Annotated in this window: 11 protein-coding genes and 1 pseudogene; 1 reads left to right on the forward strand and 11 read right to left on the reverse strand. The window is 62.0% G+C overall.

Annotation, left to right across the window (positions count from 1 at the left end):
- Positions 1 to 195: 195 nt before the first annotated feature.
- The 3 genes and pseudogenes from istB to GNT64_RS19415 all read right to left on the reverse strand — a co-directional run bounded on the left by istB (position 196) and on the right by GNT64_RS19415 (position 3,709).
- Positions 196 to 930: an IS21-like element helper ATPase IstB gene (gene istB / locus GNT64_RS19405; protein ID WP_156677992.1), complete on the reverse strand. Its 735-nt coding sequence runs from the start codon at positions 928 to 930 to the stop codon at positions 196 to 198.
- Positions 863 to 2,427 (reverse strand): annotated as a pseudogene (gene istA / locus GNT64_RS19410) (IS21 family transposase). The gene istB and the pseudogene istA overlap by 68 nt, the downstream one beginning before the upstream one ends.
- Positions 2,428 to 2,578: 151 nt before the next feature.
- Positions 2,579 to 3,709, reverse strand: a complete 1,131-nt coding sequence (locus GNT64_RS19415; RefSeq protein WP_156681014.1) for a Fic family protein — start codon at positions 3,707 to 3,709, stop codon at positions 2,579 to 2,581.
- 240 nt (positions 3,710 to 3,949) lie between these two features.
- On the opposite strand from GNT64_RS19415, the gene GNT64_RS19420 reads away from it, so the two are divergent.
- Complete coding sequence (locus tag GNT64_RS19420) at positions 3,950 to 5,410, forward strand: hypothetical protein (protein ID WP_197277122.1); 1,461 nt, start codon at positions 3,950 to 3,952, stop codon at positions 5,408 to 5,410.
- Positions 5,411 to 5,467: 57 nt separating this feature from the next.
- Here the strand turns inward: GNT64_RS19420 and GNT64_RS19425 are convergent, their stop codons facing one another.
- The 8 genes from GNT64_RS19425 to GNT64_RS19455 all read right to left on the reverse strand — a co-directional run bounded on the left by GNT64_RS19425 (position 5,468) and on the right by GNT64_RS19455 (position 16,367).
- On the reverse strand, positions 5,468 to 6,688 hold the full coding sequence (locus tag GNT64_RS19425) for a GIY-YIG nuclease family protein (RefSeq protein ID WP_156681016.1): 1,221 nt from the start codon (positions 6,686 to 6,688) through the stop codon (positions 5,468 to 5,470).
- The gene (locus tag GNT64_RS19430; protein WP_479683736.1) at positions 6,681 to 8,924 is read right to left on the reverse strand and encodes a DEAD/DEAH box helicase; all 2,244 of its coding nucleotides are present in this window, start codon (positions 8,922 to 8,924) and stop codon (positions 6,681 to 6,683) included. Before GNT64_RS19430 ends, GNT64_RS19425 begins: the two co-directional genes overlap by 8 nt.
- The gene (locus GNT64_RS19435) at positions 8,921 to 9,454 is read right to left on the reverse strand and encodes an ATPase (RefSeq protein WP_197277123.1); all 534 of its coding nucleotides are present in this window, start codon (positions 9,452 to 9,454) and stop codon (positions 8,921 to 8,923) included. The genes GNT64_RS19430 and GNT64_RS19435 overlap by 4 nt, the downstream gene beginning before the upstream one ends.
- On the reverse strand, positions 9,451 to 12,228 hold the full coding sequence (locus GNT64_RS19440) for a class I SAM-dependent DNA methyltransferase (RefSeq protein WP_156681017.1): 2,778 nt from the start codon (positions 12,226 to 12,228) through the stop codon (positions 9,451 to 9,453). The genes GNT64_RS19435 and GNT64_RS19440 overlap by 4 nt, the downstream gene beginning before the upstream one ends.
- 31 nt (positions 12,229 to 12,259) lie before the next feature.
- Positions 12,260 to 12,565 carry a HigA family addiction module antitoxin gene (locus tag GNT64_RS19445; protein ID WP_479683737.1) on the reverse strand — a complete coding sequence of 102 codons (306 nt, stop codon included), beginning with the start codon at positions 12,563 to 12,565 and terminating at the stop codon, positions 12,260 to 12,262.
- A 97-nt stretch (positions 12,566 to 12,662) separates the two neighbouring features.
- The gene (locus GNT64_RS19450; protein ID WP_231639106.1) at positions 12,663 to 14,540 is read right to left on the reverse strand and encodes an ATP-dependent DNA helicase; all 1,878 of its coding nucleotides are present in this window, start codon (positions 14,538 to 14,540) and stop codon (positions 12,663 to 12,665) included.
- The gene (mobF, locus tag GNT64_RS22075; protein ID WP_231639107.1) at positions 14,476 to 15,093 is read right to left on the reverse strand and encodes a MobF family relaxase; all 618 of its coding nucleotides are present in this window, start codon (positions 15,091 to 15,093) and stop codon (positions 14,476 to 14,478) included. The genes GNT64_RS19450 and mobF overlap by 65 nt, the downstream gene beginning before the upstream one ends.
- A complete protein-coding gene (locus GNT64_RS19455; protein WP_338420421.1) occupies positions 15,093 to 16,367 on the reverse strand; it encodes a type IV secretion system DNA-binding domain-containing protein in 1,275 nt (424 codons plus the stop codon). The genes mobF and GNT64_RS19455 overlap by 1 nt, the downstream gene beginning before the upstream one ends.
- Between the last annotated feature and the right edge of the window lie 18 nt (positions 16,368 to 16,385).

The raw sequence follows: 16,385 nt of genomic DNA on the forward strand, positions 1-16,385 counted from the left end.
GGCTCGGGAAGTTGACCCCGTATCGGCGTGCAAGTTTGACCCCCTTTTCTGATGGCAGCCGGGTTGTCCCGGTAGTCCACAGGAGGGCCCCGCGGCCGGCGCCGCGCGCCGCCACGAGCGCAGGCGGTGACGGCCGTGGAGGTGCCTGTGGCCCCACCGGGTCAACCCGGGGGATGGGGGTCCGGGGGAAGGGTTTCAGGCGGCTTCGCGGTTCTTGAAGCGCCAGCTCTCGTTGCCGGTCTCGACGATGTCGCAGTGGTGGGTGAGCCGGTCGAGGAGCGCGGTCGTCATCTTGGCGTCGCCGAAGACCGTGGGCCACTCGCCGAAGGCAAGGTTGGTCGTCACCACCACCGAGGTCTGCTCGTAGAGCTTGCTGACGAGGTGGAAGAGCAACTGGCCGCCCGAGAGCGCGAAGGGCAGGTAGCCAAGCTCGTCGAGGATGACGAGGTCGAGCCGCGACAGGTGGTCGGCGATGCGCCCGGGGCGCCTGGCACGGGCCTCGGCCTCGAGCTGGTTCACGAGGTCGACGGTGTTGTAGAAGCGGACCCTCGCTCCGCCCCGCACGCAGGCACGGCCCATGGCGATGGCGAGATGCGTCTTGCCCGTCCCGGTGCCGCCGACCAGCACGACGTTGCGCTGCGCTTCGAGGAAGGCACCCGTGCCGAGATCGCGGACCAGGCCTTCGTTGATGCCGGTGCCGGCGAAGTCGAAGTCGGCGAGCTCCTTGGCGAGCGGCAGCTTGGCGGTCGTCATCTGGTAGCGGATGGAGCGGGCCTGCTTCTCGTCTATCTCGGCCTTGAGCAGGTCGCCGACGACGCGCTGAGCGGAGTGCTGCCGCTTCACGGCATCGGCGACGACCTCGTCATAGGCATGGCGCATGCCGACGAGCTTCAGCGTTCCCATCATCTCCAGGATGGCGTGACGTTCCATAAGGCCTCCTCAGGCTGTCGTAGCGGGCGCAGTCGGCGACGGGCTCGCGGGCGAGCCGCAGAGCCTCGGGCGTGGCGATGCTGGCGGGCGCGGCGGTCTGGCGCTGGCGGGTGAGCACGTTGAGCACGACGTCACGGCTGACGGTGCCGCCGGCCAGCGCCTCGGCACAGGCCGCCTCGACGGCGTCCAGTCCGTCCGTCGTCACCGCCGCCAGGATGCCCACCATCTGGCGGTCGCCGTCGGCATGGCCCGCCAGCCTCCGCCTGACGCGTTCCAGCGCCACCGGCAGCGGCCAGTCCTTGAAGGGCGCACCGTTCCTCAGCGCACCCGGCTTGCGCTCGAGGACCGGCACATAGTGCCAAGGGTCGTAGACCGTTTGGTCGCGCCCGAAGCGCCGGGCATGCTCGCCGACGACTTCGCCGTCCTGCCGGATGACGATGCGCTCGGCATAGGCGTGCACCTCGACCGGGCGCCCGCCGCCTTCGCGTGCACCGAGTATTTGTTGTAGTCGAAGCGGACCAGCAGCGTCTTCGACACCGCCGCCGGCAAGGCGTGGAAGCCGTCGAAGGGACCACGGTAGGCGATGAGCGCAGGCTGGTCGGCCGCCTCGAACACCTGCCAGACTGTGTAGTCCCTGAGCTCGGGATGCGCGGCACGCTGGGCATGGGCGGTGCAGCGGTCGAGCAGCCAGGCGTTGAGCTCGTCGTAGCTCCTGAAGCGCAGCCGCGGCGTGAAGAAGCGCTCGCGCACGAGCCCGACCTGGTTCTCGACCTGGCCCTTCTCCCAGCCCGATGCCGGCGTGCACGCCACCGGCTCGACGAGGTAGTGGCCGCACATCTGCTGGAAGCGGCGGTTGTAGCGCCGCTCACGACCGACGAAGATGGCGTCCACCGCGGTCTTCATGTTGTCGTAGATGCCGCGCTGACAGGCGCCGCCGAAGAAGGCGAACGCCCGGTCGTGGGCGTCGAACACCATCTCCTGGCTCTCGCGCGGATAAGCTCGCACGAAGAACATCCGGCTGTGGCAGAGCCGCATGTGCGCAACCTTCACCGTCGTCGTCGCGCCGGCGATGACGACGACCTCGTGGCTCCAGTCGAACTGGTAGGCCTCGCCGGGCGCGAAGCTCAGCGGCACGTAGGCCGCGGCCGTGACCGCCGACCGCTCACGCTGCCATGCCGTGGCATAGCGACGCACGGCATCGTAGCCGCCGCGGTAGCCCAGCCCCTGCAGCTCCTCGTACACCCGGACCAGCGTCAGGCGCTCGCGCCGCTGCTTGCGCTCGTTGGCCTCCAGCAGCCGCTCGAGATCCGCCGACCATGGCCCGAGCTTCGGCAGCGGCTGCACCGTCCGCTCGTAGGAGAAGTCCGTCTCGCCGGACCGCAGCACCTTGCGCACCGTGTTCCGCGACACCCGCAGGTCGCGCACGATCTCCTTGATGCTCTTACCCTTGACGTAGAACTCGCGCCGGATGCGCGCCACCGTCTCCACGACCAGCATTCTCCCCGACCGCTCCTGCGCAAAGCGCCGGGCGTGAACCGCTCAGTTCAGGGGGGTCAATTTTGCACGCCGATCAGCCCCGAACGGGGTCAACATTGCACGCTGATTCACAATCAGGGTCGAATCACCCTGTATCACGCCCCCGGATGGGTCAAGATCGAACGCCATGAAACGGTAACGGCGCCTCTGGGACCAAGGAGTAGCTCGTGCTGCGACCACCCGCCGCATCCCGCTCAAGGATGCCCCGCGCGACAAGATCGTTGATGTCGCGCAACGCCGTATCGGACGACGCCTTGGTGATCGCCGCCCATTTGGCGTTGGTCAGCTTGCCCTCGAAACCCTCCAGCAGCCGGTTGACGACCTTCCGCTGCCGATCGTTCAACGACTGCCCCGCCATCGAGTCCCAGAAACGAGCCTTGCGCATGACGTTCGCCAGGATCGTCTCGGCCCCGTCAAAGGCGCGATCGAGGCAGCCGATGAACCACAGGAGCCACGGCGTGATGTCCAGGCCGCCTTTCTGCGTCGATTCCAGCGTATCGTAATAGGCCTTCCGCTCGGTGCGGATTTGCGCGGACATGCTGTAGAAACGCTGGGCGGTGCCTTCGGCGCGGGCCAGCGCCAGATCAGCGATGGCCCGCGCGATGCGCCCGTTGCCGTCATCGAAGGGGTGGATGGTCACGAACCACAGATGCGCGACTGCCGCCTTCACCACCGGATCGGGCGTCGCCGTCTCGAACCAATCGAGAAAGCGGGCCATTTCCTCGTCCATCCGCTCCGATGCTGGGGCCTCATAATGGACGCGTTCGCGGCCGATCGGGCCGGAGACGACCTGCATCGGGCCGCCCTCAACGCCCCGCCATGCGCCCACGGTGATGCGGCTCATGCCACTGCGCCCGGTCGGAAACAGCGCTGCGTGCCAACCAAAAAGCCGTTCGGCGGTCAGCGGCTGGGTATAGTTCTGCGTGGCGTCGAGCATCATTTCCACAACGCCTTCGACATTGCGATCAGACTCGACCAGCCCGCCAATGTCCATGCCGAGGCGACGGGCGATGGACGAACGCACCTGCTCGCGGTCCAGCACTTCGCCTTCGATCTCACTGGATTTCAGGACATCCTCGGTCAGCGCGTGAAGCACGGCCTCCGCGCGGAGCGGGAAGCCAAGCGCCTCCATATGGCCGATCAGCCGCCCCTGCCGATGGCGCACGGCGGCGAGCAGTTGAGCGAGCGCCGCATCGCTCCACGTGAGTTCGGGCCAGTCCTGTAGCTCATGGATGTAAGTCATAATCACCGCTTCCTCTGCGGTTTTATGGCAGCCAATCACTGCACACGCAAAGATATTTGCCGCATAATATGCAGTGAATAGGCGCTTCAATCGCCGCCTCTCACCATCACATAAAAGCCGACGTTAGAAAGGCGACGACCATGGGTTTGGAATAGTGGCGCCGTCGCGGTCAGCACCCAATCGCCCCACTTCCAATTTCGTTTTGGAGCCTTATCTTGCCAGGAACAAATGGGGGTCATAATGCTGTTATCTCAGGCCTTAGGTATCAATATCAGCCAGCCTATGCTGGATTTTGTTGACATTGATCTGCACAAAGATTTCCAATTATACATTGATCCTGTTGGATTTCTTGAGCCGAAAGAGCCGTTCGCGCAGGAATGCCAAGACGATTTGAGGGACTTTTTTGAAGCGGTTCTTCAAACCATCATGGCTGGCGACATGGCCAAGGGTGAAGCGCTCCTTGCTGCTCTCCAAGAGCCAAATGAAACCCATCTAGGCGTTTCGGATGGCGAGCCTCGTGGCAGGGGCATCGGTCATCAGCAGGCCCAACAACTGCTTCAAAACCTTGCGAGCAGTCCCGCCGCGAAAACTGGCCTTTTGCGCGATTTGACGGACTGCGCTTTGTTCATCGACAACATCGGCGCAGACAAAATTTCTGACATAACAACGAATATCATTCGGCGAAATCTGATCGAATACACGCAACAGCAATTCGAATTTCATAACATTCCCTTGAACACCAATCTGCCCACCGGACGACTTTGGGTGCGAGGCGAGAGCAGATGGGAGACTGGGACCTTCGACCGGATACCCTTGGTTGAGGGCAAGCGGGTTCTTCTCATACCCAAGCGCTATGTCCGTTGGCGCGGAGGGATGCAGCAGCTCGCAACGCACTATTACACGCACTTCGTCACCAATTTTGTCCGCGACGAGCAACTTCGAACGAACGGCCATCTCGTAAAGGTGATAAAGACCAAAAAAGGAGAGAAAAAAGAGGTTTATAAGAAAGATATCAAAAAGGATATGCCGCCAACCAAGCAAAATCTGGCTCGATTCTCGGTTGAGCATCCGCAAGAATATCGGAAATTCAAAGAGGTCATTCAACGCAAAGGGTCCATTGGCCTTCGTAAGCTCGTGGAGCTTGATAGCACTCAATTCAACGAGGGCGATTTCAACAAGGGCCTACAAGAATTACTGCAAGCGCTACCGACCGGGCGGCAAAACGCCACAAACTATCATCACCTTATATCTGGCGTGCTGACCTACCTTTTTTATCCACACCTCATTACTCCAACCATAGAGTTGGACATCAATCAGGGCCGGAAACGCATCGACATTGCGTTCGCTAATGCAAGCCAAGCGGGTTTCTTCGCAGACCAACGCGGCGACCCGTTTTTACAGGCCCGAGAAATCATGGTGGAATGCAAAAATTATGCGGAGGATTTAGCGAACAACGAGATAGATCAGATGATTGGCCGCTTCGACCCGAGGCGGGGTAGGCTAGGCATTATCGTCTGTCGTTCAATCCTAGACCCGCAGCGGCTGCTTGAGCGATGCCGTGATGCCTTCCGTTCCCAACAGGGCGCCATATTGGTCTTCACTGACGACGATTTCCAGACACTTTTGAATGCTCACGACATTGCGCGTGAACCGGCATTACAAACAATGTGCCGGGCCAAATTTCGCGAGTTGTTGCATTGAAGATCGGCAAATCTATCCTCGCTCCTGACGCGCTTGCGCAGAGTTCGGCCAGAAATATCAAACCGGCGGACTCTCATTCTGTCGGATCAGCAGGGCCATTGCCGGATCATAGATATACTCAGTGATCGTGCCGTCCTTAATCCGCTCCACCGCATCGTCGATTACGAACAGTGGCACCAAGAACCATTCGCGCGGCACAACGGGACTGCCAAACCTGTCCTTGATCTCGATGTCGAGCCGGGCCGGATCGAAGATGCGATGAATCAGGTTTTCGAGCTTGGTCCGGCTGATGTTGAACAGCTTGTAGGTAGCCACGATTTCCACCTCGTCGAGGAGGAAAGTCGGGTCCAGCCTGGCGTTGGCGACACGCTTGGCGACATCGCCTCCAGTCACGCCAATCTTGTGAACGAGGTTGCGATTGGCGGTGACGATTGGATTATCCGACTGGCTGCGCAGCACATAGATCGTGCCGCTGGCGAGGTCGTCGGCCTCGTTCTCGCTGGCAAAGAGCGGCCCGGCATTTGGCTCTGACAGACTCCGGCTACTTTCGTCCTTGTAGAGCGCGCGTTGCAAGGAACGGAGCAGCAAATTGCTCTCCGTGCCGTTGGAGTAGATGACGCGGAGGCGAGCATCGCTTTCGCCATTGGGTGCCTTGAAGGCGTCGCCGACCTCAGCGACATAGGCGACCTGACCGCCGAGAATGAAAAACTCCCCGGCCCGGATGTCGGTTTTCAGGAAGCCGGCATCCTTGCGGATCGACTGGGTAATACGGGCGCCGCTGTCGATGTCGGCCTGCGCGGCATCCAACAAGGGCTTGTAGCGGTCAAAATCCTCGCACCGTTCCCGGTTGGCGATCTCCTCCGCCGCGCGCTTGTCCGCAGCGGAGCGGACGTGCCGCAATTCGGTGATGTCGTTGGCGGCGGTGTCCACGCCGAGCTGCTCCAGCAATTCCTCATCGCTGATGTCGTCGTCAGGGTCCGCCAGGCTCTGCTCTACGCCCGCCATCAATCCTTGGTCGTCGAGCGGCTCCAGCAACGCGCGGCAATCGGCCTGCGCGCGCAGACGATCGAGCCGCACGGCGTAAAGCCGCTCGAAAATATCGCGATCCTCGCCATGCTGCGGGGTGTGACCGTTTTTGGCCACGAAACGCTGAATATCCTCGAAACCGGCGATGATCCGCTCTTCGCGCGGGGTCCGCGCGGCGGCCTTCTTCGTCTCGACCTCGATGCCAAGCTCCGCGAGAAGCGCGTCGTCCTCGTCGGTGAAGCCGTTAGCCACGCTCGGCCTCCGCCTTCATCCGGGCGAGAAAGGCGATTCCCTCGGCCATGCGCTTTTCCCAGGCATCGGACGATGTGATGGACGGGAGGCGCCCGCGCTCCTGCTTGAACGTCAAGGCTCGCTTGGCCAGCTTGCGCGCCTCTTCCACGGTCATGGTCACGCGCTTGCCGGAAATGACGGCGGCAACCTGCTTCAAGCTCTCCTCGGTCATCGCCTTGGAGAGGATGGCATAGGCCTCCCCGAACGGATTGATCCGGTCGATCAGGTCGATATCGAGTTCGCGCACGTCCATTGCGAAGCGGCGCACGCCCTCGATGAAAGCGGTGTTCGGGCTCTTCTCGCCATCGTCACCGCCAAGCGCGACCTCCTTGGCCTTCTGCGTGAGGTTGAGGGCGGCGATGGCGTGCTGGCGGACCGCCTCCTGATCCTCCTCGTCCAGCTCCGGATATTTATCCTTGATGATCTTGCCCATGCGGAGAACGGTCAACTCCTCCGGCACAAGCTCCTGATCGAAAAGCCCGCGCTCGATGGCGGTCTTGTCCTGCACGAAGGCCGCGATCACCTCGTTCAAGTCCTGCTGACAGATGCGAGTCGCTTCTTCGCTCTTGGGTTCGGTCAGCCCCTTGATCTCGATCTGGAAGGTACCGCGCTCCTCGTTGAAGCCGACATTGCACTTGTCCGGCTGATAGCCGTCGTCGCCATAATTGAAGCCCGGCGTGGCCTCGTTGGCCGGATTCTTGGGCTTAAACTCGAAGCGGGGCGCCAGCACCTGCTCCATTAACAGACTGGCGGCGATGGCTTTCAGCGTATCGTTGACCGCCTCGGTCACGGCCTCCTCGGACGCATCCGGCTCGGCGATCAGGTTGGTGAAGCGGGCGCGCGCCTTGCCCGGCGCATCGCGAGTGGCGCGGCCGATGATCTGCACGATCTCGGTCAGGCTGGAGCGATAGCCCACGGTCAGGGCATGCTCGCACCAGATCCAGTCGAAGCCTTCCTTCGCCATGCCGAGCGCGATGATGATGTCCACATGATCGCGGTTGTTTTTCTGGCCGGCGTCCTTCAACGCGGCGGACACGCGATCGCGCCGGTTAGCATCATCGTCCACCAGGTCGGCAATCCGCAGCAGCTTGCCGTCCGGCGTCTGTACCAACTGGAAGCCGGTGGCGGGATCGATCCCCTGCCAGTCGCCCAGCGCGGACAGGATATGCTCCACCTCCCTGATCTTGTCTTTCGTGCTCTCGCGCGAGTTGACACTGGGGATGTGGATGATCGTCTTCTGCGCCGGATCGAGCACCTTCAGAATGTCATCGGCATAAGAGCCGGAATAGAAGAAATAGCCGATGTCGAGCTGCTTCAGATAGCGATAGCCATTGAGCTGCTCGTAATAGGTGTAGGTGACGCTATCGAACTTGGCCTCGTCCTGCGGAGCCAGCACCGCCTCGGCGTCGCCCCGGAAATAGGAGCCGGTCATGGCGACGATATGCACCTTGTCGCGCGCGACGAAGGCGCCGAGGTGCTGACCCAACTTGTTGTCCGGGTTGGCGGAGACGTGGTGGAACTCGTCCACCGCGATCAGGCGATCGTCGAAGGCCTCCACGCCGAACCTGTCCACCGCGAAGCGGAAGGTGGCATGGGTGCAGACCAGCACCGCGTCGCTGCTCTCCAGAAAGGCGCCGACGCTGTTGACCTTGCCGCCATCGGTGCCGGGCGCGTCGCAGAGATTCCATCGCGGCTCGACCCGCCAGTCGGCCCAGAAACCGAACTGGCTCAGCGGTTCGTCATGGAAGCTCGCACCGATGCTGCGTTCCGGCACGACGATGATCGCCTGCTTCAGCTCCTGGTTGGCCAGCTTGTCGAGCGCGACGAACATGAGGGCGCGGCTCTTGCCCGATGCCGGAGGCGACTTGATGAGGAGATATTGCTCGCCGCGCTTCTCATAGGCGCGCTCCTGCATCGGGCGCATCCCCAGGGCGTTGGCCTTGGTGGAACTGCCGTTGCCGGCATAGGAGACCGAAACGGAAGGAACGGATTGTCTGTCGTCGCTCATGGGCACCGCTGGTTGCTCTTTTCTCAATTCTTCCGCCGTGATGTGCACGGGTTTGCCGTCCTTCACGATGACGATTTCCGTGTTGGTCTGAATGGCGGTGCTGCGCGCCATCGCCGCCGCTCGGCGCATGGCGGCCAGCGACGCGCGCAGATCGGGATTTTTCGCGTTGGACAAATCCCGCTGTGTCATTGCTTCTCTCCCCATTCCAGCATCACGGGTTCGGCACCTGCACTGTCGTAAACCGCCCAATCGTCCACGACCTGCCGGTAGTGCTGACGGAAATTGCTCCAGCCCGCCTCGAAGCGGCGGCGGATAACGGCTTCCGGGATGTTGTGACCACCTTGGCGCACGCGCGTCGCCACACGGGCGATGGCGGTTTCGGCATCCGGAAGCGTCAGAAAAAACAGGCTGACCCGAAAGCCCTGCGTCTGCCATTCGGCGATATGGCGCAGATATGAGAGGCCGGACAGCGTGGTTTCGAAGGCGAAGCTCTCACCTCGCCGCGTACAGTGCTCGATCTCCTGCAACATCAGACGCCCGGCCTTCAGCGCGGCGGTTTCCGGCGCGAGGGGCGCAAGCCCGGCGGCGATCTGATCCGCATTGATGAAGCGCGGAAGCTCCGCCTCACCCGGCAGGAAGGAACGGGCGAAAGTGGTTTTCCCGGCGCCGTTAGGGCCGGCGAGGATCATGATCTTCCGGGGCGAGGATGCCGCGCTCACGCCTTCGCTCTCCGCGCCGTCTTTGCGCTGGTGGTCGTTCCCGCCATCTTGGTATAAAGCTCGAACAGTTTCTCCAGCCGCTCCGTGTCGTTACGGAAGCGGCGGCCGATATAGATGCGCTCCGATACCTCATCGTTGCGCTCATGGGCTTCGCGTAGGTCAGCAGGCATAGCGTCGGGATCGTACAGGTCGGCGATGGTCGCAGGGAAATGTGCCTCGCGTGCCAGCACGATGTCCTCGGCGCAACGGGTCAAGTCATCCTTCATTTTGCTGGTTAGTGCTGGCACCGGGAAAGTGTTCCAACCAATCGTATTAGTATAGGAAAAATCGGTCCGCATTGTTGTGCATACAGCCCTGATCCATACCAAATGCAGGCGAGAAATAATTAATGCCATATTCCAAATAGGAGCATCGTACAGCGCGTAGCATTTGTTCGATACAACCGTGGTTGGTGGCAGCAATCCACAGGGCAAATAGGGCCTGCGCTCTGACGACACGCTTGGTATAACAATAGTGTGGATTTTTCCGGAAATGGTTCTTTCAAACTTATAGGGGGTATCGAGCCCCATCCGTCCGCGCTCACTTCCATTTAAGCGATAATCTCGAACGCGCATAATGCGCTCTGCAATTTCCGGTATGGCATTTGCAGAATGCGCTTGCGAGTCGCTTATCCAAAGGCAATATCTCTCTAAGCCATTGATGAACTCGCTTGACCCCAATATCGGTCGCAGGAAAGATTGCGCCTCTGGATAGGAAGATACCAAATCTTTAGCTTCATTTGTCGTTAAAATAAGATTTCCTTGATCGCGCGGAATGTTTCCACCAAACATTATGGCGGTATCAGAAATTGGTTCGGACGATCGCTCCACAATGACGTTTTTGCCGGACGTGAGGTAATAGTTTATATTATCAACGTCCTTGCGCTCGTCTCCATCAAATATGTGCTTTGGCTTTACTTCGGTAGCCGCTACGCCAACGATAATGCACGTAACTTGTGCATTCTTTGCAGCACTGTTCCCCCACAAAAAGTCCTTATGGCAAAAAAATATCCCTTGGCCGATTGCAGAAATTCTCGGCCAAATCAGAGAAACCTGAATCCCTTGGCAAATTGAATTTGTAGAAACAAAAGCAAATTTTCCACCATTATTTATATATTCAGAGGCCTTCCAGAACCAGCCTGCGATGTAATCAATAGCCTTTATCCCTTTTCCGGCTAATGCTGCCAGGTCATCCTTCTGAGATTGGCTTTGGTATTTATCGCCTACATACGGCGGATTCCCGCAAATATACGTCTCCCCACCCTCATTCTCGAAGTCGATCTGCGTCTGATCCAACGGCGTCTGAAACAGGTCGTCACCCACCAGCTTCACACCCGTCCCGGTCGGTGGGCAAATGCTCAGCCAGTCGAGCCGCAGCGCATTGCCGCAAGTGATCCAGTTTTCCGCGTTAAGCGGCAGGAACTCAGCCAGCGCCAGTTTCTGCCCGCGATACAGCACATCACACTGAAATTCCGCGATGATGAGCGCGAGCCGTGCGATCTCGGCGGGGAAGTCGCGCAGCTCGATCCCACGAAAATTGGTCAGCGGAATGTCGGATACGCGCTCGATCTCACCGCGCCGCGCATTAATCTCAGCCTCGATCGCCCGCATTTCCTTGTAGGCGATCACAAGAAAATTGCCGCTGCCGCAGGCTGGATCGAAAATCCTGATCCGCGCCATGCGTCGCCGCAGGTTCAACAACATCCGACCATTGTCGCCGGCCTCGGCCAGCCGGCCGCGCAGGTCGTCCAGAAACAGCGGATTCAGAACTTTCAGGATGTTGGGGACGCTGGTGTAGTGCATCCCTAGCGCGCCACGCTCCTCGTCATCGGCGACGGCCTGGATCATCGAGCCGAAAATGTCTGGGTTGATCTTCGTCCAGTCGAGATTGCCGATGCTGATGAGGTGCGCGCGCGCGATCCTGCTGAAACGCGGGACCTCCAGGCTGCCGGAAAACAGTCCACCATTGACGTAGGGGAAGCCGTCCGCCCAGCGCGGGATTTTTGCCGCCCGCCGATGGCGATCGTCCAATTGCCCATTATGCTTGGTCGGCGTGTTCATCGCGCGGAATATTGCGCCAATGACCTCGTGCGTGTTGGAGCTATCCCGCTCGCTCATCTGCTCCACCTTGGCGGTGAAACGATGGCTGGGGTGGAAGATGTCGGTATCCTCGGCGAAGAAGCAGAAGATCAGCCGCGCCATGAAATGATTCATTTCCGGGCGGCGGTCGGCGGCGCTCCAATCAGCGTTGGTGCTCAACAACTCGACATAGAGCTTGTTCAGCCGGCTGGTCGCACGGATGTCGAACGAGCTGTCGCGCACCTGCTTGACTGTGCTGATGCCCGCCAGCGCCAGGAAGAAACCGAAATGATCGGGGAAATCAGCGTAGACGCAGGCGACTGTTTCGCCGGTTTCCATGTCCTCCGCCTCGAACGTGTCACCGTCCGTGGCCAGCACGAACTTGGCCCTTGCCTTCGCGGTGGCGGGGCTGGCGCGCAGTGCGGCGAGTGTCTGTGCTACCTCGCCGGAATCGGCGACGGCTATATGGATGTTGTTCCGTTGCAGCACGCCACCCGGCAGGTCGGAGGCGTTGGTCGATCCCTTACCGGCGCGCAGCCGCTTGATCGTAGTTTCCTTGTTGCCGAACGCCGCGAGGAAGGCGAACGGAAACGCCTCCCGGTCAAAGGGGAGTTCCGCAAGCGCGGATACGGCTTCTTCAATCTCGACGGCATTCATGCGGGGCAGTCCATTTTATTCGTTAATCCGGTCAGGCCGAAGCGCGCGGCTGTGCCGGCTTGCGCTGGAACGGCGCGACCTTAATGTCCCCGGCGCGCTTGCGGGTCTGTGCGATGTCGTAGCTGCTCTGCATCTGCATCAGCGTGTCCATCGACACGCCGAACGCCTTTTCGACGCGCAGCGCCATTTCCGGCGAGAGATGCGCGCGCTCGTTCAGCAGGGTCGAGAGGGTGGCGCGGGTCACGCCCAGTGCCTCGGCCGCCGCCGTGACCGACAGCCCGAGCGGCGCGATGACTTCATGCTTGATGAAGCCGCCGGGATGGGCCGGCTTTTGCAAGCGTATGTCTGACATCGAAGCCATAGCCACCTTCCCTTCGCACCGTGCGCCGTCACGTGACGCTATACAGATAGGAGGGCACGGACAAAGGCTATCTTCATCCCAGCCCGGCTCCCGCCGCCTTGTCGGCCGATGGTCCGGGCATGGCCGCCTGAACGATGGCGGTCTGCACCAGCCCGGCGCGTTCGTTGATGGCGGATATGAGCTTGCCGCGATCGTTGGTGACGATCGTAGCGGACTGTTTGGCCCTGGAAATTTCGACATAGAGGGATTTCTGATCGACCAGATTGGTCGCGCCGCTGTCGGCATGGACGATGACATGATCGGCCGTGCGGCCCTGCGCCGCGAAGGCGGTTTCGACATAGGCATGGCGGATATGCTGGTCGCGTGCCGCATCGATCCGCAATGTCTCCGGCCCGCCCTGTGAAGTCTGGATGATGGCCGTGCGGCTCCGTTCGTCGATGGCGATCACCTCGCCAAGCTGGCCGTTGATTCGTCCCGCCTCCCGATCGTTGCGGGTGAACTGGATGCTATCGCCCGCCTTGAGTTCCAAGGGGTGCGGTGCGAAGCTCTGGACCTTGCCCGCGCCCCATTGCCGCAAGCGCCAATCGACCTCGCGCCCATCCTCCGATCGGAGGGTGATGGCCGCCTTGGCCTGATCGATGCGCTCGACCCGATAGGCCCCGCCGCGCGTAACACCCTTGTCGGCGAAATCGCGGGTGAAGCGGACCACATCGCCCCTGTCATAGCTCATCGGATCACGCGCTTCCGCGCGGGTCAGTCCCTTGTTGGTGAGGCTTTGCATGGCGAGGCCGGGGCCAGTCAGCGCGCCGGAGCGGGTGAGCGCGGCCCGAATGTTATCGGTCAGCGCATCGCGTCCCTCGCGCGACGGCTCGATGACGAGGGTGCGGGCGCGGTCCCCTTTGTCCAGCCCGGCATAATGCTCGGCTATGGCGGTGAAGCGGTCGGCGCGATCGGCCTTCTCGATAATCTGGCCGCCGCCGCGATCGAGCGCCGCCAGCGCCTTTTTCGCATCGCCCTCAATGGATGCCAGCACGGCCTCTCTGGTGGCATCGTTGGTCTGCCGCACGATCTCGGCCAGCCGGGCGGTTTCCATGCCCGCGCCCTGCAATTGCTCGAAGGCCGCACCCGCCTCGACTGACCCCAACTGCTTCACGTCGCCGACGAGGATGACGCGGGCATTATGCCTGTCGGCCAAATCGAACAGGCGGGCGGTGTCGCGTGCCGACAGCAAGGATGCCTCGTCCACGATCCAGGCGGCCGGTCGATCCGGCTGCGGTCGCTCGGGCGAGAGAAGATGCCGGGCGACCGTATCCCCGCGCGCGCCGAGCGCCTGCCCCAATACCATCGACGCCGACGCGGTGGGCGCGAGCGCGATCACCGATATACCCTGCGCTTCTGCCTCGCGCGCGAAGGTCGCCAGCACCGTCGTCGTCTTGGCCGTGCCGGCATAGCCCTGCACGGCGGTGACGCGATTGCGGCTGGTCAGAAGCTGCTCGGTCGCGGCACGCTGATCCGCGTTCCAGGCGAAACCCGTCCGTTCGGCCTGCGCCGATGCGCTGACGACGGCCTTGGCGGCAGCGAGCGGCGACGCGATGGGCGCAAAGATGCCGCGCCCGTCCGCCTCGATGCTCAGCATCCGGGCTTCGGTTTCGACATTCTGGCGTGTGGTGAAGCCTGAGAAATCCGCGCCGCGCCGATCAACATGCGTGCGGTCGATCAAATCGCCGCGCGCGGTTGCCGTCTCGATGGCAGCACCGATCTGCGCATGGCTTATCCTGCCGAGGCCTATCCGCCCGGCCTCCTCCTGCAAGGCGGCGGCGGAAAAGACCGATTGCCGTTCGCTCAACTTGCCGGCGGCCTGGGCGACGAAACGCTCCGCCATCTGCTCAGGCCGTAGCATATCGGCGTGTCGAGACAGTATGGCGGCCCTGATCTCGGCCTGCTCGATCATTGCCAATCGCGTTGCGCGGCTCGAGGCTGCGCCATGCGCCGTCCTCGCTCCTGGTCGCGTTCATGATGACATTGTGGGTGTGAAGCTGAGGGTCTTGGGCGCGGCTGGTGCCGTGCTGGAAACTGGCGATCACGAGATTGCCCGTCGCCTCCCGGCCGACGGTGCCGCCGTCGCGGATGCGGGTGGCGGCCATATGCCTTTCGACGTGGGTCATTGCGGTTTTCACCGCCTTGCCATGCGCGGCGATCAAACGCCGATCGCCGGCCACCTCGGCCATGATGGAGACAGATTTGGGCGCGCTCAACGTCACGTCCCAGCCGGGGCGATGCTCAAGCTGGCCGTCGCGAAACGTGCCGAGCTGCTCGCCCGCTATCTTGCCGTCGAGCAAATCGCGGAATTTGTCTCGGTCCACCTCACCAGACAGACTCAGCGCCTCGGCACCGGCTCCCTGCCATTCCGAAGGGGAGAGGCCGCCGTCCGCATAGTAGTCGTCGGCCTCGTAATAGCTGCTGGCCTGCGCCGAACTGGTCAGCGCGGACACCGATGCGACCATCAGACCGGCCCCTGGCTGTCGGGAGCCGATGGCGGAGGCGATGCCGGCGTCGCCGTGCGCGCCACCTGATTCCAGAGCGTGGTTTCGGGATTGCCGGCGACGAATGCCGGCTGACGGGGTGGCCCACGCCGTGCGACATGATCGGCTGTCAGCCTGATCCTCGCCACCGGCAGGCCATCGGCAAACAGGAGATAGCCCTCAAACTTGGGGAGGCGAAGCTCGCTTTCGAGGATCGCGGGGCGCGTCTTCCGTGTCTTGCCGAGCGTGGTCATAGGTTTGTCGTCACCCTCGGCCAGCGCGTCGGTCATCGTCTGGATTTCGACCTCGCATTCGCCGATCGTTTGGCTGGCCCATTGGCGAGTCTCGCTGTCGATGGTTTGCAGGAACAGCTTGGTGTTGCAGCAACCCAGCATCGATTCGGCGATCTGCGGCCCATAGCGATGGCGCATCTGCCCCAGCGCCTGAAAGGTCAGCACGACCGCCGCGCCGAACTTGCGCCCCTCGGGCAGGAGCCGCGCCAGATTATCGACGCGCGGCAGGTCGGCCAGTTCGTCCAGCACGAACCAGATGCGTCGGTCGGGCGACGGGGGCAGGCCCAGCACGGCGCTGGCGGCACATTCCAGCCAACAGGCCAGCAGCGGCTTGGACCCCTCGAAATAATCCTCCTTGCGCGGCACGAATATCCAGGGCTTCGCGCCGGGGCGATCGTCCAGCCCGTGGATGAAATCGCGGAAGGCGAAGGGCGCGCCGCCGCTCTCCTCCGTGCGGAGGAACTGGATCAGGTTCGCCGCCTTGGCGAGCATGAACAACACGCTGCCGGTCGCCCGATCGGCATCATCGGCAAAGGTGCGCGCCGACGAACTGTTGCCCAGCCACAGCTTCAGCTCGTCCTTGCTGCGATCCTGCAAGGCATCCAACAAGGCGGACAAGGTGCCATTGCCCTCCCGCCACAAGGCCCGCAGCATGTTCGCGACGAGGATGCGGCTGGTGTCCAGCCACACGTCGCTATCATGTTGCCCGGTCTCGGTGATGAGTTGATGCGCGATCCGGTCGGCATCGGCGGGATGGGCGATCTCGGCGAAGGGCGACCAGGTCGCGCAGCGGGCATCGAAGGGATTGAGGATCACGTCGCCGCGCTCAGGCCGATAATAATGCGCGATGAACTCGCCGCTGGTGTCATAGACCAGGGCTGCTTCGCCGCGGGTCTCGATCCCGTCGAGCAACTGGCGGAGCGCGGTTGTCTTGCCGCTGCCGGTCGTCCCGATCATCGCCATGTGCCGGGTTTCCAGACG

This window comes from Sphingomonas profundi, from assembly GCF_009739515.1.
Taxonomy (GTDB): domain Bacteria; phylum Pseudomonadota; class Alphaproteobacteria; order Sphingomonadales; family Sphingomonadaceae; genus Alterirhizorhabdus; species Alterirhizorhabdus profundi.